The sequence below is a fragment of the Desulfuribacillus stibiiarsenatis genome, from assembly GCF_001742305.1.
Taxonomy (GTDB): Bacteria; Bacillota; Bacilli; order Desulfuribacillales; family Desulfuribacillaceae; genus Desulfuribacillus_A; species Desulfuribacillus_A stibiiarsenatis.
This window is the reverse complement of record NZ_MJAT01000022.1, coordinates 272,768-295,394: the sequence shown is the minus strand read 5'-3', so window position 1 is coordinate 295,394 and position 22,627 is coordinate 272,768. Positions and strand designations below refer to the sequence as shown.

The window sequence follows — 22,627 nt, the reverse complement described above, 5'->3', positions numbered from 1 at the left end:
TAGTTATAGTCCATTATATTCGTCCTTTAATAATCCAAATTCTATTATATCAGAATAATCCCCATTTTTATAAATAGCTTTTCTTCGTATCCCTTCCTGTTGAAAACCTAGCTTATGTGCTAACTTAATCATTCCAACATTTTGGGAATGCGTGCCACAATATAAGCGATGTAAATTTAACGTGTAAAATGCATGGCTTATTATTAACTGCATGGCTTCGCTAGAATGGCCTTTCCCCCAATATTTTCGTTCACCAACTATAATTGCGATTTCAGCACTTCTGTTAATATAGCAAATGTTTTGAATAGAAATATTTCCTACATGCTCATTTTCTTCATTAGTAATAATTGCAAACACAAGATTATTGTGATTTCCTGCTAAATTTTTGATATAAGATTCAAGCTGTTCACTATAATATGGATATCTATGATGTTCATTATATTTACAAACAATTTCATTATCAAACCAATGCAAATAGTTTCCTTCGATATCTGTGAGTTGCAAGTGCCTTAAATATACGTCTTGTCCTTTAATAAAAATTCTACTATTCATGTAATTCCCGCCTGTTCTCCCACACTTTTATGAATGCATTGGCGACATCATCCAAGTCTTTATAAGTCATTGGTGGACGAATTAATTCATGGGTAAACAGCTCATGATAATGCATTTTTTCAGCTACAGGACACAAACCCTCTTTATATACGATTGGCTTATTATAATAATTACAGTTAAATGGACAGCCTTTGTCACCGTAAGCTGTTAATTTTTGATACAGGGGTTGGAGATATAGCGGTTTAACGTATCCTTCAGAAATAAGAACCCCTTCGCTTTCTCTTAATTCTGTTGGCATTAGTTCAGCTTTAACCGCATTAATAAACGTACTTCTCGAAATACCAGCAACTTCCTGTTTATATTTAATCGGGTGAACATAATACACATGTTCACTTTCTATTCTCTCGTTTGGCAATTCTAAACAAGGAATCCCTTGTAATTTACTATTTAGATATTTAACTAGACGTTGTCTCTCTTCAACTAACGGTGCTAACTTCTTCAATTGCATCCTTGTAATAGCAGCCTCTATTTCTGTCATTCGGTAATTAAAGCCTACCATATTCACTAACGTATGAAATCCCATACCTTCAACTACAGCTTCTGCATGATTTCGTATCAATCTCATCCGTTCTGCAAGATCATCATTATCAGTTACTATAATGCCCCCTTCGCCACAGTGAATATGTTTATGATAATTTAATGAATAGATTCCAATGTCGCCGAGTGTACCAGCAAACTTACCTTGGTATTTAGCAAACGGAGCCTGCGCTGTATCTTCTATAACAATGAGGTTGTGTTCCTTTGCAATAGCGTTAATTCGTTCTGCATCATATGGTAACCCAAATATATCAACAACAATAATTGCTTTTGTTCTATCTGTAATTCTATTTTTAATTGATTCTGCTGAAATACAATAATAATCCTCTTCAATATCAGCAAAAATCGGAATCGCATTATATACAAGTGGAGCAGTTGCCGATGCAGACATAGTATAAGGGGAAACAATCACCTCATCACCAGGACCAACACCGGCTGCCCCCATGGCACAATACAATGCAGATGTAGCGGAATTAACTGCAATCGCATGTTTAACATCAAAATAGGACGCCCACTCTTCTTCTAACGCCCTTATTTGTGGACCACCATAAAAATCCTCATCCCAACAACCGAGAAATTTAGATAATATCCCTGATTCCAAAACTTCGGACACTATCTCCTTTTCCTCTTTATCAATGATTTTATAAGCTGGGAATAATGTTGTTCTGACTTTCTTTCCACCATTGATTGCCAATATACTCATAGCAATTCCTCCAATTTATTAATTACTCGTTCAATCGCATCAATATGACCAGTTACGTTTGCCCCTTTAAAATATTGATTATTTAGAACCAGATCAATTTGTTCTTCAAGTTCTTTACGGCTTGTAATTGATTGTAATAAGCCTTTTTGATGTAGTACAAATGGGTTTTCTTTAGATATACCAATTTGAATGCTCATTATATACTTTCCTAATAAAGATGCTTCAATTAATAACATGGAAGACATGCCAACAATACAGTCCCCTGCGAGTATAAGTTCAAACAAATTTGATTCATTGTCAATTTCAATATTAACATGCTCGTCCCCAAAGTTAGATATTATATCTGAGTACACATCTATGTGTTCGTTAGGATGACGTCTTATAATGATTTTTATTTTTTTGTTGTATTTACGATTATTTTTTTGTATTGCCAGTATTAATTCTTCAATAATTGATTTGTCTGTATAACCTATATAACCATTATTGAAGTCAACTTCAGTTTTTGTAATATTCTCGGATGCGAATACAATTACTAAATCTTCATTGAGACAATTTATCTTTTCTTTATAATGTAATATATTGTTATAATCAATAGTACTTTTAAAGCGATTAAGAAAATCAAGATAAGGCTGCCCCGTTACTATTATCTTTTTTTCATCAAAACCTATCCTCACCATTTCTTCTTTTGTTTCACTATCCATAACAAAAATATATGAGGGTTGAAATATGTGTTCGTTATCATTTTCATACAAGTGCAGTTGAGTAGCATGATATTTTGAAAACCTTACTCCATAATTCATCCATTGATCCAATATGGCAAGACTAGGTATTCCTACATGCTCACATGCTTTCCACAAATATTTATCTGAATACTCTTCAGAACCAGTTCCAGTAATCACAAAATCAAATTTGTGATCTTTCAAATAATTAATCCAATAATCAACACTAGTGTCCTCTGTACTGTTACTAACATTCGTATAGTTATATATATTAAATAGCTTGTATTTAGAGATTGCTGCATCCTTCCCCAAAAGCTTAACAACATACGAGCTCTTTAGTAATTCTGAATATATTGGAATAATAACGTTAGCAGCACCAGGATCTCTAGAATATAGCAGTATTTTTTTCATCCTTATATCCTTCCATAATTTTATGGCACAGTTCAAAAGACCTGTAGGCATCTTCTAGAGAGCAGATAATACCTTTGTGCATAGTTAAATGCTCATATATGTTAATAACTGCATTATCTAAAGCTTGTCCAAGCGTTGTTTTCCTTGTAATGCTTTCTACTAAATTCACATATCCTTTGAAATACGGTGAAGGTAACACATCGTACTCCTTTAAAACAAAACCTAAATCAGTAATGGTTATACGCTTTTTTTCATAAAACAAATCTATTTCAAAAATTTCATACAACTGACAGTTAATAGCTTGTAATAGAAATGGTTTGTTGTTAATCTTTAGTGTAGCGCTGATACTGGGATCGTTTTCATAATAGTCATAAATTGAACCGATGTATTGATTGTCAACCGTAACATTGTTGAATAAATAAAATAATAGGTCTATCAGGTGTGATCCGTTATGGATCAACCCCTTCCCATAGTACCCGGTTCCATTTAAAAAATCCCCAAACTCACCTGACTGAATCCTATTTTTCAGAACTTGAAACTCTTTAGTAAACCTTCGACTGTAATTGACTAGAACGGGTGTTTCAACAGGTAGATATTGGTGCATAATCATACGGGCATTTTGCTTCGAATCTGCAATTGGTTTCTCTAAGAAAATAAGCTTCACATCGTATTTTAATAGTTCGCTCATTACGATATGATGATACTCATCTGGAACCGCAACGGAAACGATATCTATAGGGTACTTATCAAATGCATTTTGAAGGGAATCAAACGCATTTGTGTCCCATTTAGCAGCTGCCTTTTTAGCTTTCATTACATCTGTGTCAACAAAGCCAACCAATTGAAATTTATCTGGGTGTTTACAATAGGCTTGGGCATGAGTAACGACATCCGTAGAAGACGGAGTATGATAAAAAGCTCCAATGTTTCCAGCACCTACTATGAGCGTATTATACCTTGGTAGATCATCTATCATATTCAGTCCCTCTCATTGCTTTTTCTTGATAAGGATTTTTTCTAGTTATCGTTTCAGTTATCTTTAATAGTTGCGGGTTTTGTAAAAGATACTCAACAACTTCATCAGCCGAAAAATCTTGATCTTTATAATAAAGCGCCTCATAGATTGTTGAAATTAACTTATAGTCTTCCTTAGTATCTAAAGTAACTTCTATATCGGGATAATTAAGATTGGATGGTGCATACCAATTAAGTAATTTGTAACGATCAGCATTGGAATAAATGAATAAAGAGACATGTTCATGGTCTACTGGACAACTCGTCAGAGTATTGACTTCATTAAGCACTGATGTTGGAAATACCTGAACATCAAATCCATCTGGAAAGGTTCGCTCAATTGTGTTTGAAACATAATCGTAATCACCAGAGAAAAATTTAGCTATTAAAGTGTCTACATGTCTCCAGTCAGCAAATGGACAATCTCCAGTTATCTCTACAATTATGTCCCCACTGACTGATTGTGCTGCTTGTAATACTCGTAGTAATACATCATTTTCACTGCCTCGATAATATTTACATCCAATTTCTTCACATAGTTTAACAAGAACATCGTCCTCATAGTTCGTAGTAGTCGCTACTACAATTTCGTCCAAATATTTACTTCTCCTTAATCGCTCTATGATATGTTGAATAACTGGTTTCCCAGCAATATCTAACATTACTTTTCCTGGCAATCTTGTAGAAGTCATTCTCGCTTCAATAGTAGCGCATATCTTTTTCTCAGAGTTCCCAAACATCCTATCCCTCCTTGACTATGTTAATACAGTTCTACCACATATAAGGCCTGACTATTCTAGGATCTATATTAGTTATTTCCATTTGATTTACTTGTCCTGTGAAGTCACAATTTTCTATTTTTCTTATAGTGCTATATAATTTTTTTAACTGATCAATATGTTCAATGCCAATGACAATGTAATCAATTCCTGGATTCGCCAACGCATAGTTTAATACTAATTCATAACGTTTTATCCCTAGTTTATTCGATAATTCATCTAACTTTTGAATGTATGGATTTACACCTAATAAAGCATCAGGTACTTCCTCAGAATTCATAAGTAATAATCCTTGTAAAAATATACTTCTTGCAAAAACGGTAACCTTTTTTTGTGCTGCTATTGAAAAAAAGTGGGTAGAATTCAAGCTTCGATCTAGCACATTATATGGTATTTGAATACAGTCAATCGATGGATGATTCACAGCATATAATGCATCCGTAGTCGTATATACGGATACACCAATATTACTTACGTATCCTTTTGTCTTCATTGTTATCAATGCCTCTATAACATTATCGATATACATATCGCTAGGATTATGAAGCATAATTCCATCAATTGTTGCTATGTTCAACTTATCTAAAGATTTTTGTATCTTAGCCTCTAACATACTAGGTATTTGTTTCGTATCGCAAGAATTTATTGAGGATTCGAATGAATACTTGCTTACCAAGCTAAAATTCTTACTTGGATTGTTACGCAAAAAATTCCCTATACACTTTTCTGATTGACCATACGCTTCAGCTGTATCTAAATAACGAATACCAGAATTATATGAAAAATCTAAAATACTATCTATATCTTTCTGATTTGGCTGCCCACTTTTGTTAGCAACGCCATATCTCATTCCAAACTGTGCTGTTCCTAAACATATTTTATCTAATAAAGCTTCCAAGCAATCACATCCTAATAGTCTGCTATTTTTCCGAAGCCCAATCCTTTTTTAAAACAGAAAACAATAGTGAGTCCCACCACTGTCCATTATAATAATAATTTTGTCGTAACTTCCCATCTAATTGAAAACCAAGCTTTTGATATAAATCAATTTTCTTAGTATCAAACTCATAGATTTCTGTCCAAATCTTGTTTAAGTTTAATTCATTAAAAGCATAATTAAAAAGAAGATTACAGGATTCCTCTGCATATCCGACCTCATCAATATATGTTTCTTCCCAACCAATATATAAAGATAAGTCGGCATGTCGATTAATCCAGTTAATATAGCACAATCCACAACAACCCAAAAGTTCACTATCAGAATTTCTTCGGATAGAAAACATGAGTGTATTCGGATCATTTAATACTTTTGTAGTAAACCAATTTTCCTGCATTGCCATATTAATCTCGCGATATTCTCTAAAATGCTTTCTGAAATTCGGCAAATTACGCCATAACATAAGTAGTTTCAAATCTTCTCTTTCTATCGCTTGGAGATTAATAGATTCACCTTTAAGCATTAATATCACTCCACTTAACATGCTCGTCTTTCTTAACATCAACTTGTAATACCCTACCTAAAATTTCGTCTTGCTCATAAGGTTGAATGCCATTTTGTTTAAAGGGGCGCAAAGGGAAAACATCATCCTCTGTGATAATTTGACCTTTTGTTAAATCTTTTTGATAATATAAACATCTTCTTTGTACAATAGCAGTTTCCTTTTCGTTATCTTCAATTCGTTTAATCCCGTCTCCTAAAGAAACATACAATTCGCTTGCACGATCTACCATATCTCTCCATGTATTTGAATTCATTGAAAATTTATGGTCTGGACCCATTCTATTGTTGTCATCAGTAAAGTGTTTTTCAATAACTCTCGCACCTAGCGCTATAGCCCCTAAAACAGTGGCATGCCCTAATGTATGGTCCGATAAACCTAACAAGCAGTTTGGGAATAACTGTCGATATTTTGTTAATACGTTAAGGTTTATATGATTATAGTTTTTACAGCTTGCTGTATAATTCGTATTGCATTGCATTATAACTAATTTAGTGTTAAGTGCTAGTATTGCATCTACTGCTCTTTGCACATCTTCAAGGGAAGATGCACCAGTAGCAAGAAATACTGGCTTGTCCTTTTTCGCTATATATTCTAAAATTTTTACCCAAGTAATATCACCAGACCCAATTTTATAAGCATTCAAATATTGATCTGTTGCATCAATTGATTGATAGTCATAAGGACTTGTCATATACTCTATGCCAACTTCGTCACATTTTGCCTTTAAGAGCGCAGACCAATCTTCTGGAATACTGGCATCTTCATAAACTTCGAAAACCGATTTTTTCCAAGATGCTTGATGCGATAACTGACTCCCTAGTGTATCGAACCCATTGCGACTAACAATCTTTGCTGCTTGAAAATTTTGAAATTTAGCGCAGTCTGCCCCTGCTTCCTTTGCTAACTCAATTAGTCTATACGCACGATCTAAACAACCGTCATGATTAGCTGCTATGTCAGCTATAAAGTATGGGCGATTGTATTCAGATATTATTGTATTTCCAACTGCAATAGCATTATTTAGCATTTCTAGACCCTCCTATAAACTCCCTTAGTATCTCATGATAATGCTGGTCATATAATTCTTTAAACTTAATGATACTCTCCATAGGTGATGCAATTTCAACATTTAAAAGTTGACTAATTTTTTCATTACTCAAGGCCATGTTTTTTGTTCGATTTGCTTTAAAGGTAAATTGATCAACCGAAATCTTTTCAATAGAACCTGTATTTATAGAAAAAACCTCTTTAAGTTGAACTCCAAAGTCATATTTTGAAATAGCTCCCGTTCCACAAAGATGGTACAATCCCTTTCCATTGGATAGTATAACTTGTTCAATAATGGTTGCTACATCATTTACTATAATAGGAGAAAACAATACATCATCAAACATTTTCAAAGTCATATCATTGATAAGAGAATACAGAATCCATTCTCCGAAACTATTTTTTTCTCTAATATTATAGCCATATATATTAGTACGCAAAACTAGGTTGTTGGGATTCTCCATAACTGCATGTTCTGCTAGTGCTTTTGTTTTCCCATAAACATTTACAGGTGTAACTTCATCAGATTCCCGATAAAGTCCTTCTTTAACCCCGTCAAATACTGCATCAGTAGATATAAATATAAATTTAATCCTTAGTTCATTACATATATCTACCAATTGTTTTGTCACATCAGTGTTAAAAATATAAGCTAATTCTTCATTTACTTCACACCAATCAACATTTGTTGCAGCCGCACAATGAACTACCACAGAAGGTTGGTTTTTTTTTATAAAATTATATATTAAGGTACGATCTCTTAAATCTAAAGAGTGGATTGTTGTACCAGGTATCTTTATTATATTACGATCGACTCCAACAATATTAAATTTTTTTGATAATAAGTATGCTAAATTCCCACCAAGAAGCCCCGCTACTCCAGTAATTAATATCTTCATACAATGCCACCCTAATATATAACGTTATAATTGTAATTTAGATGTTAGTTCCTCTTAAATATAGGATTTATTTTACCCCCGAGTAAAATCCCCTCAGTACTTTTTTTATTTAACACTTGTATAATGTCATCCAAGGCATCTTCTGTTGCATTTAAATATTTACATATATTTTCTTCAGTTTGTGCTAAACAAATATGATTCAACCCTAAAGTGAGAATACTGGACTTAATCATTCTCTGTTGAAAAACTGAAGCAATATCTAAATATGAAAGATTATCATATCCATTAAAGTCCACACCACAATATGGCGCTAACCCTTTAACAGTAACGATTTCTTCTAATCCTTTATCTTTTATAATATTAAGCAACCCAGTTTTTAAGCTTTCACCTAATCCCCATATTTTTTCATAAGTTTCTTTTTGTTCTAATATACTAATGGTAGCTAGTGCAGCTGCCACTGATAGAGTCTCATCCCCAAAAGTAGTTGATATGAAGACACCCTCTGTTTCAATTAGCTCTAATAATTCTCGTCTCCCTGCTACGACTGATAAAGGCATCCCATTTGCAATCGCTTTACCAAGAGTTGTAAGATCAGGGGTTACATTAAAATACTCAGATGCCCCACCTAACGCATAATAAAAGCCACTCTTCACTTCATCAAAAATCAGAATAGCATTATTTTTTTGAGTAACTTCTTTTACCTTTTCTAGAAACTGATTTTCCGGGCCATCTCCTTGAACTGGCTCTAATATAACTGCGGAAATTTTGTCAGGATATTGCTCAAATAAAAGCTCCAATGATTCGATGTTATTGTAAGTAAATGTTTTTGATATTTCACTTACTGCTTTAGGTACACCTCTATTATTAATAGTTGATCCAATATACCAGTCTTGCATGCCATGATAACCTGAAATCGCGACCATTTCCTTACCCGTATAGGCCCTAGCCAATTTTACTGCTGCAAAAGTAGCATCTGACCCATTTTTCAGAAAACGCACCATCTCAGCGCCCGGGATTATCTGCGTAATTTTTTCAGCCAATTCTATACATATGGATGACGGTTGTGAAAAGATAATACCTTTTTCCAATTGTTTTATAATGGCTTCGTTTACTCTTTCGTCAGAGTAGCCAATTATGATTGGGCCTAACGCCGCTATAAAATCAATATATTGATTCCCATCTATATCCCATACATAACAACCCTTTCCTTTTTCAATATAAGCAGGAGCTATTCCTTCACAAAAGTACCTGTAACTTTTGCTATAAGTCTGGGAACCCAGTGGAGTGATTTTTCTTGCTCGCTCCAATAATTCTTTGCTCTTTTGTAGGTTATTGTATGTCATTATCTATCTCCTAACTTATTCTAAATATAACAAATCTTTTTTTAGAGACTTTTGATAACCTTCGTCTCTACCAATTGATGAGTTAATACGTGCTATTTGAGGATTATGTTCCAAAAATTCAATTATTTTCTCCGTCTTCAATATTTCATTTTCTTTATATAGATGTTCGAAAATGCAAGACAACATTCTATAATCTTCTATTTCATCTAGTGTCCAACGATAATGCGACCAGTCGCATTTGTTAAGATAGTTGTTCACCTTAAAAAGACTCGTATTTTTTTTTATAAAAGGGGTAACATGCTCTCGTTCAGAGGCTAGTTTCGAATGAAACCAGGCATATTCTAATGATTCAAAAGAAAGCACTTCCACATCCAAACCATCTGGAAAAGTTGGAACAATCGTATTACTAATATAATCTACTTTAGATTCTTCGTGAAAACCAATTATTTCATCAACTACAATTGGATCTATGAGTGGACAATCTCCTGTGATTCTAATGATTGCGTCAGAGTTCTGCGCATTATTTTCCTTAGCACAAGAATAATACCTATCTAGTACGTCATTTTCACTACCTCGAAAGCAAGGTATAGATTGTTCTTTACAATACTCATATAAAATATCATCCGAGGAATTTGTAGTAGTAGCAATAACAATATTATCAATCAATTTACTCTTACTAATCCTATTGTAGGTATGATATATAGATGGTCGGTCACCTAGCTTCATCATAATTTTTCCAGATAACCTTGTTGAGCCCATCCGTGCTTGTACAATACATAAATTCATAATCTCACCCTATAGACACGTTATTTATGATTTTCCGATACTAAAGTTCGCAACTCTTCAAATGTCAACCAATGACTGTTATTATCACTAGTATAAGTAAATCCTTCTGGCACATTTTTTCCAGCCCCTACACTTTCTTCATCCCACCATTCGAACTCAGGTTGTATCATGTAATACGAATCATACTCTTTTGTATGCCTAGCATCGTCTTCAGAAATCATCGCTTCATGTAATTTTTCTCCTGGACGAATTCCAATGATTTTGGTCTCGCAATTTGGTGCGATAGCATAAGCCAAGTCGGTTATTCGCATGCTTGGTATCTTTGGAATAAAAATTTCTCCGCCACGCATTCTTACTAGACTGTCTAATACAAATTGTACACCTTGATCAAGCGTAATCCAAAAACGTGTCATTCGCTCATCGGTAATAGGTAATACTCCAGTATGCATAATTTTTTTGAAAAACGGAACAACGCTTCCCCTGCTGCCAACTACATTCCCATATCTTACCACAGAAAAACGTGTATGCCTGTTATCTCCAACGTATGAATTTGCAGCAACAAACAACTTATCTGAAGCTAATTTAGTAGCTCCGTATAGATTTACTGGATTGCACGCTTTATCTGTACTAAGAGCGATTACTCGCTTTACATTTCTGTCTATAGCTGCTTCCACTATATTTTGGGCACCATTTATATTGGTCTTAACCGCTTCAAAAGGATTATATTCACAAGCTCCAACATGCTTAAGCGCAGCTGCATGTACTACGATATCGACACCATCAAACGCCCTATATAATCGATCTTTATCACGAACATCACCTATAAAAAAACGTATCCGGTCATCGTTATATTCCTGGGCCATTTCATATTGCTTTAGTTCATCACGACTAAATACAATCACTTTCTTTATATCATGTTGAAGAGCATACTCAATAAACTTTCTCCCAAATGATCCTGTTCCTCCAGTTATAAGAATTGTACTGTTTTCCATATTCACTTTCATCATCCTTAAATTATAATTTTTTTCTTAACATAATTATAGTCTATATAATTACGCTAGTTTTTAATAACATTTTTACATCTCTATATAAATTCGAGAGTAATTACACCATATTCTTTCCTTATCTCAATTTGGCTTGCTAAATTCACTTTTATATTCACCTAGCGTTAGTAAGTCTATACTTTTTCAACTTTTCCTTTATTCATTTTAACAATATAATCACATTGTTCAATCGTACTAAGTCTATGAGCAATTATAATTAGAGTTTTAAATCCTTTAAGTTCATTTATCGCTCTCATTATTTCATACTCCGTCTCTGTATCTAGTGCCGATGTTGCTTCATCTAAAAATAATATTTCAGGGTCATCATATAATGCTCTAGCAATACCAATCCGTTGCCTCTGCCCTCCAGACAACCGCACCCCATTTTCACCTACAAAAGTATCTAAGTTATCCTGCAACCCTTCAACAAAACCTTTTAATTGCGCTTGTTCTAATGCTCGCCAAATTCTACTATCGTCTATCTCTTTCTCATCTTTCCCAAATGCTATGTTGTTTCTAATTGTATCATCAGATAAATATATTGTCTGCGGAATATATCCAATGTTTTTTTGCCAATTTGCTATGTTATCGTATATGTTTCTATTATCAATAAAGATTTTCCCTTTCGTTGGGTTGTAAATCCCTAGTAGTATATCAATAATAGTCGTCTTTCCAGACCCAGAAGCACCTACTACACCTATTGCTTTACCTTTTGGAATCTGAAATGAAACATTAATTATTGCGTCTTCATTGCTATTAGGGTACCTATAAGTTACATTTTCTACTCGTATACACCTCTCAAATTCTAATCTTCTATTATTATTTGCATTATATATAGGTTGTTCATGATTTATATTGCTATCAATCAAATCATTATATATTACATCAAAAGCAGGTATACTATATCGCATAGAGTTTAAACTACTTACTATTCTATTAATAGAGGGAACCAACCTTACAGCAGCCATAGCAAATAATGCTAAAGTTGCTACAAGTGATGAGATATTATCTTCTGTTACTACTATCATTAGACAAATTATTAACACAGTTGCTATTAGTACAGTCTCTATAAATAATCTTGGACTTTGATATAACAAGGAATGATAGCGGGCAGCCTTGGCATAAACAACACTTTCCTTAGAAAACTTCTTAACAAAAAAATCTTCTATACCTTTTACTTTGACTTCTTTACCCGCTCCCAACCCTTGATTAACCCACTTAATCATGTCACCATTTGAAATCTGTTGATCAATTCCACTTTGATAAATCTTCTTCTTTACTAACTTTAAAAATACTCCTGCACTTGTTCCTAGTATGATAATTGTAACTAATGTTGGTATAGGTGAAATATATAATAGTAGTATAAAAATGAAAGTTGCAGTTAAGATTTCTATTGCTACCATTGATAAGGGGATTATAAAATATGAAAAAAACTTACCAACTTCTATATTTATATTCCGTTGTAAATCAGCAGTATTTCTTTGTACGTGAAATTCATATGGCTTCTTTAGATATGATTCGAATAACCTTATAGATAGCGCTATCTGTTCATTATATATAATTCGATTTTGAATATATATAAATAGTAATAGATATAGGTTTTTTATTAAAAACACTCCGAAAAAGATAATAGTGACAACTGTTAAAAAATCAGACTTTGAATGAAAATTAAAAGTGGAATATAACTTATATATAATAGTATTATCATATATTATCTCTTGATTTGTTAACAAGCTAATAAATGGAACAATTAATCCAATGCCCACTGTCTCTAATAATGCTGCAAGTAGCATCATAAAAAGTAATGTAATATATTTTGTCTTTTGTCTCTTATTAAATAATTCCTTAAGTTTAATTATTACGTTTATCACCTAGAGCACTCCAGACAATTATAGCTTTATTTTTGTTTAAAACATCAGTATACGTTACATACTCCTCTTCCGTTAACACTAAAGCCCTTATCTTCCTATGAATAAGCATTTCAACTGCATCTACTAATTTTATAAAGTAATTTTTATCAATTTCACCTACCATCACCAAGTCTATTAATCCTGAATCTCGACCCTCTGCATAGTCACCTGTAATAATAGCTAACTTTACATCCCCTAATTTCGCAACTATATGTTCTACTATTTTATCAATACCAACAAATTTTTTTACAATATTTTGCAAGTCCAAAAATAAACTGTGTCTTATATTTGCCTGATAAAGTTTTGTTCTCCCATCAGTAATTGTCTCAAGTATTCCTGCATCAGTAAGTCTATTCAACTCTACACGTACAGCATTTGTTGATTCTCCAAACTCTTCCGCAAGTCCTCTTAGATATGCTTTAGTCTCAACGTTTAAAAAAAACTTAAGTAATAATTTAATTCTTGTCTTCGATGTAATAAGCGAATCTAACATTTCCACATTTCTCCATTTTCATATAATAATTTGCCAACAAGTAATATTAAAGATTTTGTTTTCTATTATTATTTCTCCTCACACTGAAAATACGTATAAATAAAAGCCTGTTATGAGTAATATTTTTACTCATAACAGGCTTTTTGTCAATACTTTATTCATCACGCTTTATATCTATATTAATTAAATCACATAACAATTTAGGCGCTATATTAAGGTGTTTTATTTTTACATTATCCGCCCATAACCCATGGCTTTTTTAGTGCATAATTTAAGATGTTTTGTTGAGCTATCAGGTTGTATTTTTGTACTTGAATTGATAGTATTTGTTCTTGCAATTGTAACAATTCTAGTTTTGTTGACATTCCAATATTCATTCTAACCTCTGCATTTTTGTACATATTATTTAAAGATTTTTCAGAAGTAATAAGTTCTTGATATGAAAACTCAATCTCTTTTAGCTTAGCAAATAAGTTTTTAGCTGTGCTTTCCATCTGATCCTTAGTAATATTCACTCTATTTTGGGCAATTTCAACTTCTAACTTTTTCACTTGATACGTATCAAATGTATTCTGATTGAATGTATAATTGTCAACTGCAAGTTGAGCCAAATATGCTTGCTGCTCTCCTATCCAAACTAATGGACTATCACTTCGCAACCTACTAATATGTAAATCCAAATCTAAATTTACTATTTCCTTTTGCGGTAGATCTGTCAGTTCTATAGATTCAACATCTATAGTACCAATTAATTTTGCTAATTCGATAACCTTTGAATTTAGTAAGGCTTTTTTTGTTTGTAAACTATCTTTTGCAGCTGAAACTGCATATTTTGCTTTTTCATATTCAAAATTGCTAGCCATACCATATTGATTCTTAATATCTACTAAACGTAAATCGTACTGTACACGTTCTATATTTTTATTTATATAGTCAATATCTTTCATCGCTCGTAATACATCTTGGTATGCTTGTAATACTTTATATTCAATAGTTTCTTTCTCCATATCATAACGCTTTACTGCAATCTTCCATTGACGGTCAATAGCAACCAAAGATTGAATAGAACCTGTAATAACTGCATGCCCAGCATCACCACCAGTACTAAAATAGCCAGCGCTATTTTCTGCATCTATAGTAAAAAATTGAATTATCTCATCTGCCCTTTTCCGTTGTTCATACAATTTTGCAACTTCAACTTCCATGTTTTTTAGAGTAATACTATTTTTTATCCCTAGATTAACTGCATCTTCTATTGTTAAATATGCCGTTTCTTGTTTTCCTTTTTCTAAGGCTTCTGCATTAACAAAAGAGATTGATGGGATTATAAACAGAATTATTAACATCAATATATACTTTTTCATCTTTTCTCCCCTTTCCTATTTATTAAATTATATCATAATTTTTGCTTATGATTATTAAAAAATCCTTAAATGTACGTTTCTATTTGTTCAATACATATATTTAACTAATAGAATTAATCAATCCAAATAAAAAGAGCTCCTAAAGGAGCTCTTTTTATTTGATAATTCTAATTACTTTACTGATACTGTACGTGTAGCAGCATCCCAATCGATGTTAGCGCCAAGTGCTTGAGCAACAAATCGAACTGGAAGAACTGTTCTGCCGTCTTTAGTTGAAGCAACTGTATCCATCTTAACAGTTACACCATTTACAAGAAGAGTATCGCTACCGATTGTTAATTGAGCAATGCGGTCACCCTTCATGATAGTTACTTGCTTAGTTGAAGCATTCCAGATGATGTTATCTTCGCTTACGCCAAGAGCTTCAGCAACGAAACGAACTGGTAACATAGTACGACCATTTTGGATGAATGGAGCTACATCCATAGTCTTGGTAACACCGTTAACAGTGTAATTCTTTGAATCTACTACGAACGCAGATACAGGAGTTACAGGTACAGGAGTTACAGGCGTGCTATCAGGAGCAGGAGTTGTTACAGATGCATTAACAACTTTAGCAACTGTTTTGTTATCAGGGAATCTAGCATCAACAGCACTGATTGCGTTGTTTGTAGCGTTACCTCTGATATTTAATGTTAAGTCACCTTCAGCAACTGAACGGTCAACTGTCATTAAGATATTGCTAATTTCGATAGTACTTGCAACTGAACTATCTCTCTTCACTGTGATAGTTAACATAGTTGAAGATTTTGAGATTTCTACATCAATATCGCCTTCAGTAACTTTAACTGTAGGAGTGTTTTGGAATGTAGCTGCAGTGTTAGCAAACGTAATTTCTAATTTTCCATCTTTAATTAATCTTTCTTTAGCAGTTTCTTTAATTACGATATTTCCTGCCTTTTGATTTTGAAGACCAATCTTTACATCAGCTTTAGTCGCAGTAGCAGTAATAGGAGCAGTTACATCAGCAACCACTAACTTACCAGTCAATCCAGAATTACCTGAAAGTTCTACAGCGATTTCGCCTTTAAAGTCTACAGCAGTGTCAACAGTTAAGTCTTGAATTTCTAACTTACCAGCGTTACCAGTACTTGCAGCGCTTAATACTACCTTTAATGTTCTTCCTTCATTAGAAATTGCATCAGGAGAAGTTGGTGTAGTTACTGCTAAGGTATTAGATCCACTGTACATAGCAGCAGAGAATGCGTTGTTCCACTTTGCACCCTCAGGAAGAGTTAAGTAGATTGTTCTTCCGTTTACTAATGATGCAGGAGCAGTCTCTTCAACCACTACTGTTCCAATTTTCTTGTTTGCTTGACCAGCAACGATTGATTTCTTGTCTTTAACGCTTGTTTTAACTCCGAAGTCAGCATATTTAGCTACAGTTAATTCAGCAGCATTAAACTTGTTATCACCAGAAACTGTAGCAATAACATCGCCATGCTTAGCTACGTTGTCATTAACGTTAACATTAGCAGTTAAACGAATGATTGATTTAGAAGGCGAACCAGCTTTTTGTGTATCAACAGTCAATACTCTTCCATCTGAAGATGAAGTTAAAGCATTAACAACTTGGTTACCTACGATAACTGCTGAAGCAGACGTATTTGACCATGTGTATCCATTTGGTAAAGTAAGTTTTAAAGAAGACGCTTTAGTATCTAATGCGCCAGCAATGCTTTCAGTTAATGTAAAGATAACTTCATTGTTGTTTCCAGAAATGAACTTAGGAGTGCTTACTGTAATATCAGTAGTTCCACTTCCTAAAATGTTTGCTACTGTAACAGATCCACTAGGAAGCTGTCCACTTAAACCAGTAATAGTAGCAACTACATCGCCAGCTGCTAAGTCTGAAGTATCAGCTGTAATATAGATGAAAAACTCAGTTTTTTGACCTGTTATTGAAGGTGCAACTGTTACTCTGAACTCATTAACAGGTTGGCTGTAAGTGTAATTAGTAGCGTCAGTAATTCCATTGATACCACTGATAGTAATTGCATTAGTACTTGTGTTAGCGCCTGTAACCGCTGAAACAGTTATGTTTTTAACGTCGCTTGGAAGTTTGATTAAAGCAGAAGATGAAGCTAACATTGGGTCAGCAGTTACCTGGATAACACCTAGTGCTGAACTAGTGCTTTTTGTAAATTTCGCAACGCTTACTGCACTATAAGTAGTTGCAGCGCTTGCTACTCCGATTGGAGCTACTAGAGTCACTAATAAAGCGAACACTAGAAAACTAGCTATTAATTTATTCTTTTTCATAAATTTTGTTTCTCCTCCTTGGGAAAATCTTCTTTTTTGGTTTTTTAAGGGTGTTGATAATACTTTGCCTTGGTTTTGTTGATCTCTCATTATTCCACCCCCTTTCTACGAGATAAGGCTATAAATTGACAAATCTAGCATTTTGCATGCACACACTATTATATAATAGACATCTAATAAAAGTAAATGACTTTTTATTACTTAAACTAAATAGTCCATATATACGGTGCATTTAACTACGGCTTAAAAGCGCGTTTGTCTTTACTACACCATATTAGACGCAGATTATCTAAATAAGTTTCGGTACATTTTCAATGTTTTTATAGTAATATATTTGTAATAATCATTAGTAGATTATGTTTGGATTATGTTCTCTTTGTTAATACGGTTACTAGCTAATCCTATTCCTAAGATCAACCAAAATACTGGGGCTACTGAGACCACACTGTCGTTAAATATTCCCGTTACAGCGTAAGATATAACAGCCAAAAACGAAGCTATTCCAACTACATTGAAAATATTTTCACCATTTATATTCTTTTTAAAATACAGACGGAAACACGAGTAAAAATATATAAAGAATATTGATAAAAAAGCTATTAGTGATATTACGCCTGTATTGATTCCTTGTTGTAAATATATATTATGCGGCTTATCTACTAACCTATAAAACTCAGATAGATATTTCCGTTTAGCAATATAGTCATCTTGAGGAAAATAAATCGCATACGTATCAGGACCCTTTCCTAATAATACAGTTTCTTTTAACATTGGAATACTTCTTGACCAAAGATATCCTCTAGATGATCCCATAGTTTCACGACCTTCAAAACCCCAACTAGGTGCTGTATTTAATTGCACTAATTGATTCTTGTTATTCACAAAATAAATTTTACCATCAGGGCCAGTCCCTAAGCTTATCGATAATGATGTATTATAATTTATTTGAACAAGATTCCCAGCAATTATCAGTGTATACTTTGAATAATTTGCATCATCGAATGACAATTCATATAGTTCTTTATTAAATGTGTATGGAAGAGTCTTTCCCTCCGTGTCATAAAATTTATAATCTTCATGATTATATTCCATAGAATTATCAACTCTTAATGCTTCAACAGTTAATATTTGTTGGCCCATATCTAAAATTGCTCGATTTTTATCTAAAGAAAGATCTTTAAAATCCAACGAAATTTTACCTTCATTTGATTCATCTTTTATATTATCCGTAATTAAATTATTTTGTTCAGAGGTGAGTCTTTCTATATTACTAGTCAAACCTCCATCAGATATTGTGTTTAATCCAAAAAATATTAAACATAATGAAAAAGCCAGAATAATAGATTGTTTCCATTTTTCAATTATGACTCTATACATAACAATGAATAATACTAAAAACGCAATAACTCCGCCCATTAACCCGGCTCTTGAATTTGATCCAATTAAATTACTAAATGTAAGACAAATAACTATTCCTAAAACAATTTGGTAGTTTCTTTCTTTTGCGAAAAGGTATAAAACAATGGACAAAATAAAAACCATAGACATATAGCTTCCGACGTAGTTTGTATTATAGAATGTGCTATATATCGTATGTGGCCCAAATGTGAAAGATAGTGTGTCAGACATATATTTGTATTGATTCGGTAATATCAAAGCTTTTCCTATATCTGTTTGAAAGAAGTCAGTGCCGAAAAACTGAAATATTCCTAATATGCTGAGAATTGAAGCAGAAACTAAAAGGCTTCCTAATAATATTTTGAAATGCGATGATTGATTCACTATATTCATAGTAACAATAGTAATTACAATGTATGAAAGAAGCACCCACATTCCCTCAAATCGATCTGGAAATCCTTTAAGTGCAACATCCATATAAATTGGATCAGTAAATATGGTTGATAAAATAATCATTCCAGCGTACAGAAATAAAGGGTAATAGATGATTTCATTTCTGAATCTGAAGGTATTCTGTATCCTAGCTAATACTAGGATAATAATAGATAGCCCAGATATTATTTGTATCCATAGGGACTTATAGTATGAAAAGAAATCGAGATTTTCTGAACTAACCCAATGAGCTGCAATATGAGGTGGTAATTCTGTTATTTTCAAGTAAACAATAGTCGGTACAAAAGCTCCAATGAGGGCTAATGGTATTAAGTAATACCAATCTAAAACATTTAGTCCGTTATGCAACTCTCGTTTTTTCTGTTTTTTACCATTATTAAAATTCATTTAACTCAACCCTTCTTTCCATAATTTAAGCATACCTATATAGCTTCACAGACTATGATTTAGTTGATTTTTTTAAAAAAAGCAAATTTAATAATGCTTTGGCAGTCTCCACTTTTAAAAGATGCAGCATAAATATATATATAACTCCAATAATCATCATCATCGTTACCATGTATATTAATTCAATTATAAAAGTTTCATTATAAGATACATTTGCTTTAAAACCTATCAGTAAAATTAAAATACTAATAGTAGCTACCATTATCTTCCCAATTTCCACCAATGACTGCCTATCCACCACCAACCCAAGCTTCCTACGAATCGCCCACAACATAATCATAAAATTCGCAAATCCCCCCAATGCCATACCTAGCCCTAGTCCACCTTGATCGAGATAGCGGACAAGGATTATACTAAATATAACATTTAAAGTAATCGTTATGGTATTGATAATTACTGGAGTTCTTGTATCTTGCAGGGAGTAGAATACTCGTGCGAGTAAATCCCTCGCAGCATACGGAAAGAATCCAAGTGCAAGGAACATCAGTGCCCAGTTCGTCTCTATTGTGCTTTCCCGTGTAAATTCTTCACGTTCGAATAGTAGTCTGACGATGGGTTCTCCTAAGATCATTAAGATTGCGGTTACTGGCAACATGATAAAGGCCAGCATCTTCAATCCGTTCCACATCGTAGCAATCAGCTGGTCTATGTTCTGCTCTGATGCGTATTTCGATAACACAGGGAACAACGGTAATGTAATCGCACCGACGAATATCCCGATTGGTAGCTGGTATATCCTTGTCGCATAGATGTATGCTGCGAATTTCCCTTCTTCTAGTCCAGAACCAAGCATTCTGTCAACGATGACGTTTAACTGGTTGATTGACATGCCTAACACAATCGGAATCATTAGGATGAAGAAACGTTTCACTGCTGGGTTCTTAAATTGCAACGCGAGTCCAAATTTAATGCCACTCTTTCTTAGCGTTGGGTACATGACTAGCCCTTGAAATAAGAAACTAATGACAGTCCCTACCGTCAATCCATGAATCCCATACACTGGCACTAAAGTGAAAATCGATACAATGACAATAACGCTTGCTACTAGTGGCCCTAAACTTGGCATTAAAAAATGTTGTTGTGCATTCAGATAGCTCCAGAAGATACTGATTAGTCCGATGAGTGTAATCGCTGGAACCATCAATGTTACTAGTTCAATTGTAAGTTCTCGCACTTCTCCTGTAAAGCCTGGCGCGAGGACTGACACAATTTCCGCTGAGAAAAATCCTCCTAGAATAGAAAGCACTAACGATCCTAATAAAACAAGTGATGTTACAGTATTAAATAATCCTTGTAATCCCTTAATATCCCCTTTCGCTTTATATTCTGCAAAAAGTGGAGTGCAAACAGAATTCAATGCCCCAGGTAAAACAGCTATCAATATAGTAGGAATGGTAATGGCAATAAAATATGCTTCGGCTTGGGCAGATGTCCCGTACTGCGCGGAAATGAAAATCTCTCTGACAAAACCGAAAAGTCGCCCGATAAATGTGGCGACTACAATAATCATTCCAGACTTTATAAGTGTGCGTTTGTGGTCTTCCACCATATTTTTCCCTCTATTAAGTATGCATATATACGGTAGTAATATACTCCATTGATATACACGAAAATTTTATTTTTTACTGTTCATTGTACACTTTCACCATTTGAGAAATCATACGGTCTGTGTGGAAACGCTTCTGAACATCCTCTTTTCCCCGCACTGCCATTAACTTCGCAGATTCAAGGTTTGCTAGTAGCTGACAGGTTGCCTTCGCGAGTGCGTAAGCATCTTCCGCAGGAACAAGAATTCCCGTGTCTTCTTGCACTACATCTAAAATACCACCTACACCACTAGCAATGACTGGTAGTTCGAATGCCATTGCTTCTATTAAAGATAACCCTAACCCTTCCGCCAAGGATGGCATGAGGAATACATCGAGCTTTGATAAAAACGGTGCTACATTCGCCTGATAACCAATCAAGTGAACAGCATGGTCTACTTGCAGTTGTCTCGCTAACTGCTGAAGCTCTGGCTGTAACGGTCCTTCGCCTACAATCAATAATCGTGCATTGGGATACAGTCGCAGAATCTCTGGCATGGCAAGGATTGCATATCGATGTCCCTTCACCGGCTGAAGACGACCTACGATTCCCATCAATATAGGCGGGGTCGAACCATGGTGCTCTTCTAAAGAATCACCTGTTTTCCGTCCTACAATACCCTGCATCACTGCATCCAGCTCAGGAGATTCTTCCTTCGCTTTCTCATATAACTCTACAAAATCAATCCCGTTATAAATTACTTCTATTTTCGACGATGGAATGTTACGCTTAAGGATGTCATCGCGAATACTATTAGAAATGGCAATGAAGGTGTCTGTCATATTCTGACTCATTCGTTCCAGGCTATAGGCAATGCTGTAGGCAATTGGGTGCGAATAATCCTGACGTAGTTCACTATGAATCGTCGTAAGGACAGGCAATTTTTTCTGCCCATCTCTACGTCTTTCCTTATTAATATGCTTCCCTGCTAGACGGCCGAATAAATTCGCCCGAACTCCATGGGTATGCAATATATCAAATTGGTAATGACGGATGAGATCTGCGATTTTATGAGCAAGGGAAAAGTCGATACGATTTGACGGTAATATGACATGGACAGGGATGTCCGCTGAACGAAGCTTCCGAGCAAATTCTCGGTCGTAAAAGCACGCCAAATGAATTTCATAGTCAGTGTCTTTCATCTGTTTCGCTACATTAATTAGGTACTGTTCAGCACCACCGAACTCTCCGCCGCCGATTACATGTAATACCTTGCATCGCTTCTTCTCTGTCATAGAATCACCACCTATTGTATCCG

At 34.2% G+C, this 22,627-nt stretch carries 19 protein-coding genes; all 19 read right to left on the bottom strand.

Annotated elements, in window-relative coordinates:
• Positions 1 to 3: 3 nt before the first annotated feature.
• Positions 4 to 552 (bottom strand): GNAT family N-acetyltransferase, encoded by a 549-nt coding sequence (locus tag BHU72_RS09150; RefSeq protein WP_069702320.1) that lies wholly within the window; start codon positions 550 to 552, stop codon positions 4 to 6.
• A complete protein-coding gene (locus tag BHU72_RS09145; protein WP_069702319.1) occupies positions 545 to 1,852 on the bottom strand; it encodes a DegT/DnrJ/EryC1/StrS family aminotransferase in 1,308 nt (435 codons plus the stop codon). Before BHU72_RS09145 ends, BHU72_RS09150 begins: the two co-directional genes overlap by 8 nt.
• Positions 1,849 to 2,982 (bottom strand): glycosyltransferase family protein, encoded by a 1,134-nt coding sequence (locus BHU72_RS09140; protein ID WP_069702318.1) that lies wholly within the window; start codon positions 2,980 to 2,982, stop codon positions 1,849 to 1,851. Before BHU72_RS09140 ends, BHU72_RS09145 begins: the two co-directional genes overlap by 4 nt.
• A complete protein-coding gene (locus BHU72_RS09135) occupies positions 2,957 to 3,958 on the bottom strand; it encodes a Gfo/Idh/MocA family protein (protein WP_069702317.1) in 1,002 nt (333 codons plus the stop codon). The genes BHU72_RS09140 and BHU72_RS09135 overlap by 26 nt, the downstream gene beginning before the upstream one ends.
• A complete protein-coding gene (locus tag BHU72_RS09130) occupies positions 3,948 to 4,736 on the bottom strand; it encodes a cytidylyltransferase domain-containing protein (RefSeq protein WP_069702316.1) in 789 nt (262 codons plus the stop codon). Before BHU72_RS09130 ends, BHU72_RS09135 begins: the two co-directional genes overlap by 11 nt.
• Before the next feature lie 31 nt (positions 4,737 to 4,767).
• Positions 4,768 to 5,673 (bottom strand): aldo/keto reductase, encoded by a 906-nt coding sequence (locus BHU72_RS09125; RefSeq protein ID WP_069702315.1) that lies wholly within the window; start codon positions 5,671 to 5,673, stop codon positions 4,768 to 4,770.
• A gap of 22 nt (positions 5,674 to 5,695) precedes the next feature.
• The gene (locus tag BHU72_RS09120; protein WP_069702314.1) at positions 5,696 to 6,235 is read right to left on the bottom strand and encodes a GNAT family N-acetyltransferase; all 540 of its coding nucleotides are present in this window, start codon (positions 6,233 to 6,235) and stop codon (positions 5,696 to 5,698) included.
• Positions 6,228 to 7,304, bottom strand: coding sequence for an N-acetylneuraminate synthase family protein (locus BHU72_RS09115; RefSeq protein WP_069702313.1), 1,077 nt, complete (start codon positions 7,302 to 7,304; stop codon positions 6,228 to 6,230). Before BHU72_RS09115 ends, BHU72_RS09120 begins: the two co-directional genes overlap by 8 nt.
• Complete coding sequence (locus BHU72_RS09110) at positions 7,294 to 8,223, bottom strand: SDR family oxidoreductase (RefSeq protein WP_069702312.1); 930 nt, start codon at positions 8,221 to 8,223, stop codon at positions 7,294 to 7,296. Before BHU72_RS09110 ends, BHU72_RS09115 begins: the two co-directional genes overlap by 11 nt.
• A gap of 44 nt (positions 8,224 to 8,267) precedes the next feature.
• A complete protein-coding gene (locus tag BHU72_RS09105; protein ID WP_069702311.1) occupies positions 8,268 to 9,566 on the bottom strand; it encodes an aminotransferase class III-fold pyridoxal phosphate-dependent enzyme in 1,299 nt (432 codons plus the stop codon).
• A gap of 15 nt (positions 9,567 to 9,581) precedes the next feature.
• A complete protein-coding gene (locus tag BHU72_RS09100) occupies positions 9,582 to 10,352 on the bottom strand; it encodes a cytidylyltransferase domain-containing protein (protein ID WP_069702310.1) in 771 nt (256 codons plus the stop codon).
• A gap of 20 nt (positions 10,353 to 10,372) precedes the next feature.
• Positions 10,373 to 11,344 carry a UDP-N-acetylglucosamine 4,6-dehydratase (inverting) gene (gene pseB, locus BHU72_RS09095; RefSeq protein WP_245671882.1) on the bottom strand — a complete coding sequence of 324 codons (972 nt, stop codon included), beginning with the start codon at positions 11,342 to 11,344 and terminating at the stop codon, positions 10,373 to 10,375.
• A gap of 185 nt (positions 11,345 to 11,529) precedes the next feature.
• Positions 11,530 to 13,266 carry an ABC transporter ATP-binding protein gene (locus BHU72_RS09090; protein ID WP_069702308.1) on the bottom strand — a complete coding sequence of 579 codons (1,737 nt, stop codon included), beginning with the start codon at positions 13,264 to 13,266 and terminating at the stop codon, positions 11,530 to 11,532.
• The gene (locus BHU72_RS09085) at positions 13,247 to 13,798 is read right to left on the bottom strand and encodes a winged helix-turn-helix domain-containing protein (protein ID WP_069702307.1); all 552 of its coding nucleotides are present in this window, start codon (positions 13,796 to 13,798) and stop codon (positions 13,247 to 13,249) included. Before BHU72_RS09085 ends, BHU72_RS09090 begins: the two co-directional genes overlap by 20 nt.
• A 233-nt stretch (positions 13,799 to 14,031) precedes the next feature.
• Entirely contained in the window at positions 14,032 to 15,162 is a 1,131-nt protein-coding gene (locus tag BHU72_RS09080; RefSeq protein WP_069702306.1) for a TolC family protein, read from the bottom strand.
• 171 nt (positions 15,163 to 15,333) lie between these two features.
• A complete protein-coding gene (locus BHU72_RS09075; RefSeq protein ID WP_069702305.1) occupies positions 15,334 to 17,574 on the bottom strand; it encodes a copper amine oxidase N-terminal domain-containing protein in 2,241 nt (746 codons plus the stop codon).
• 264 nt (positions 17,575 to 17,838) lie between these two features.
• Complete coding sequence (locus BHU72_RS09070; protein ID WP_069702304.1) at positions 17,839 to 19,722, bottom strand: O-antigen ligase family protein; 1,884 nt, start codon at positions 19,720 to 19,722, stop codon at positions 17,839 to 17,841.
• A gap of 52 nt (positions 19,723 to 19,774) precedes the next feature.
• Entirely contained in the window at positions 19,775 to 21,331 is a 1,557-nt protein-coding gene (gene murJ, locus BHU72_RS09065) for a murein biosynthesis integral membrane protein MurJ (protein ID WP_069702303.1), read from the bottom strand.
• 73 nt (positions 21,332 to 21,404) lie between these two features.
• Positions 21,405 to 22,604 (bottom strand): glycosyltransferase, encoded by a 1,200-nt coding sequence (locus BHU72_RS09060; protein ID WP_069702302.1) that lies wholly within the window; start codon positions 22,602 to 22,604, stop codon positions 21,405 to 21,407.
• Positions 22,605 to 22,627 lie beyond the last annotated feature (23 nt).

Bases quoted from the DNA above. Each gene is read 5' to 3' on its own strand.
- BHU72_RS09080 (WP_069702306.1), bottom strand. From the start codon at position 15,162: ATGAAAAAGTATATATTGATGTTAATAATTCTGTTTATAATCCCATCA.
- BHU72_RS09070 (WP_069702304.1), bottom strand. From the start codon at position 19,722: ATGAATTTTAATAATGGTAAAAAACAGAAAAAACGAGAGTTGCATAAC.
- BHU72_RS09120 (WP_069702314.1), bottom strand. From the start codon at position 6,235: ATGCTTAAAGGTGAATCTATTAATCTCCAAGCGATAGAAAGAGAAGAT.
- BHU72_RS09110 (WP_069702312.1), bottom strand. From the start codon at position 8,223: ATGAAGATATTAATTACTGGAGTAGCGGGGCTTCTTGGTGGGAATTTA.
- pseB (WP_245671882.1), bottom strand. From the start codon at position 11,344: ATGGAAAACAGTACAATTCTTATAACTGGAGGAACAGGATCATTTGGG.
- BHU72_RS09115 (WP_069702313.1), bottom strand. From the start codon at position 7,304: ATGCTAAATAATGCTATTGCAGTTGGAAATACAATAATATCTGAATAC.
- BHU72_RS09135 (WP_069702317.1), bottom strand. From the start codon at position 3,958: ATGATAGATGATCTACCAAGGTATAATACGCTCATAGTAGGTGCTGGA.
- BHU72_RS09060 (WP_069702302.1), bottom strand. From the start codon at position 22,604: ATGACAGAGAAGAAGCGATGCAAGGTATTACATGTAATCGGCGGCGGA.
- BHU72_RS09085 (WP_069702307.1), bottom strand. From the start codon at position 13,798: ATGTTAGATTCGCTTATTACATCGAAGACAAGAATTAAATTATTACTT.
- BHU72_RS09145 (WP_069702319.1), bottom strand. From the start codon at position 1,852: ATGAGTATATTGGCAATCAATGGTGGAAAGAAAGTCAGAACAACATTA.
- murJ (WP_069702303.1), bottom strand. From the start codon at position 21,331: ATGGTGGAAGACCACAAACGCACACTTATAAAGTCTGGAATGATTATT.
- BHU72_RS09130 (WP_069702316.1), bottom strand. From the start codon at position 4,736: ATGTTTGGGAACTCTGAGAAAAAGATATGCGCTACTATTGAAGCGAGA.
- BHU72_RS09105 (WP_069702311.1), bottom strand. From the start codon at position 9,566: ATGACATACAATAACCTACAAAAGAGCAAAGAATTATTGGAGCGAGCA.
- BHU72_RS09075 (WP_069702305.1), bottom strand. From the start codon at position 17,574: ATGAGAGATCAACAAAACCAAGGCAAAGTATTATCAACACCCTTAAAA.
- BHU72_RS09100 (WP_069702310.1), bottom strand. From the start codon at position 10,352: ATGAATTTATGTATTGTACAAGCACGGATGGGCTCAACAAGGTTATCT.
- BHU72_RS09140 (WP_069702318.1), bottom strand. From the start codon at position 2,982: ATGAAAAAAATACTGCTATATTCTAGAGATCCTGGTGCTGCTAACGTT.
- BHU72_RS09150 (WP_069702320.1), bottom strand. From the start codon at position 552: ATGAATAGTAGAATTTTTATTAAAGGACAAGACGTATATTTAAGGCAC.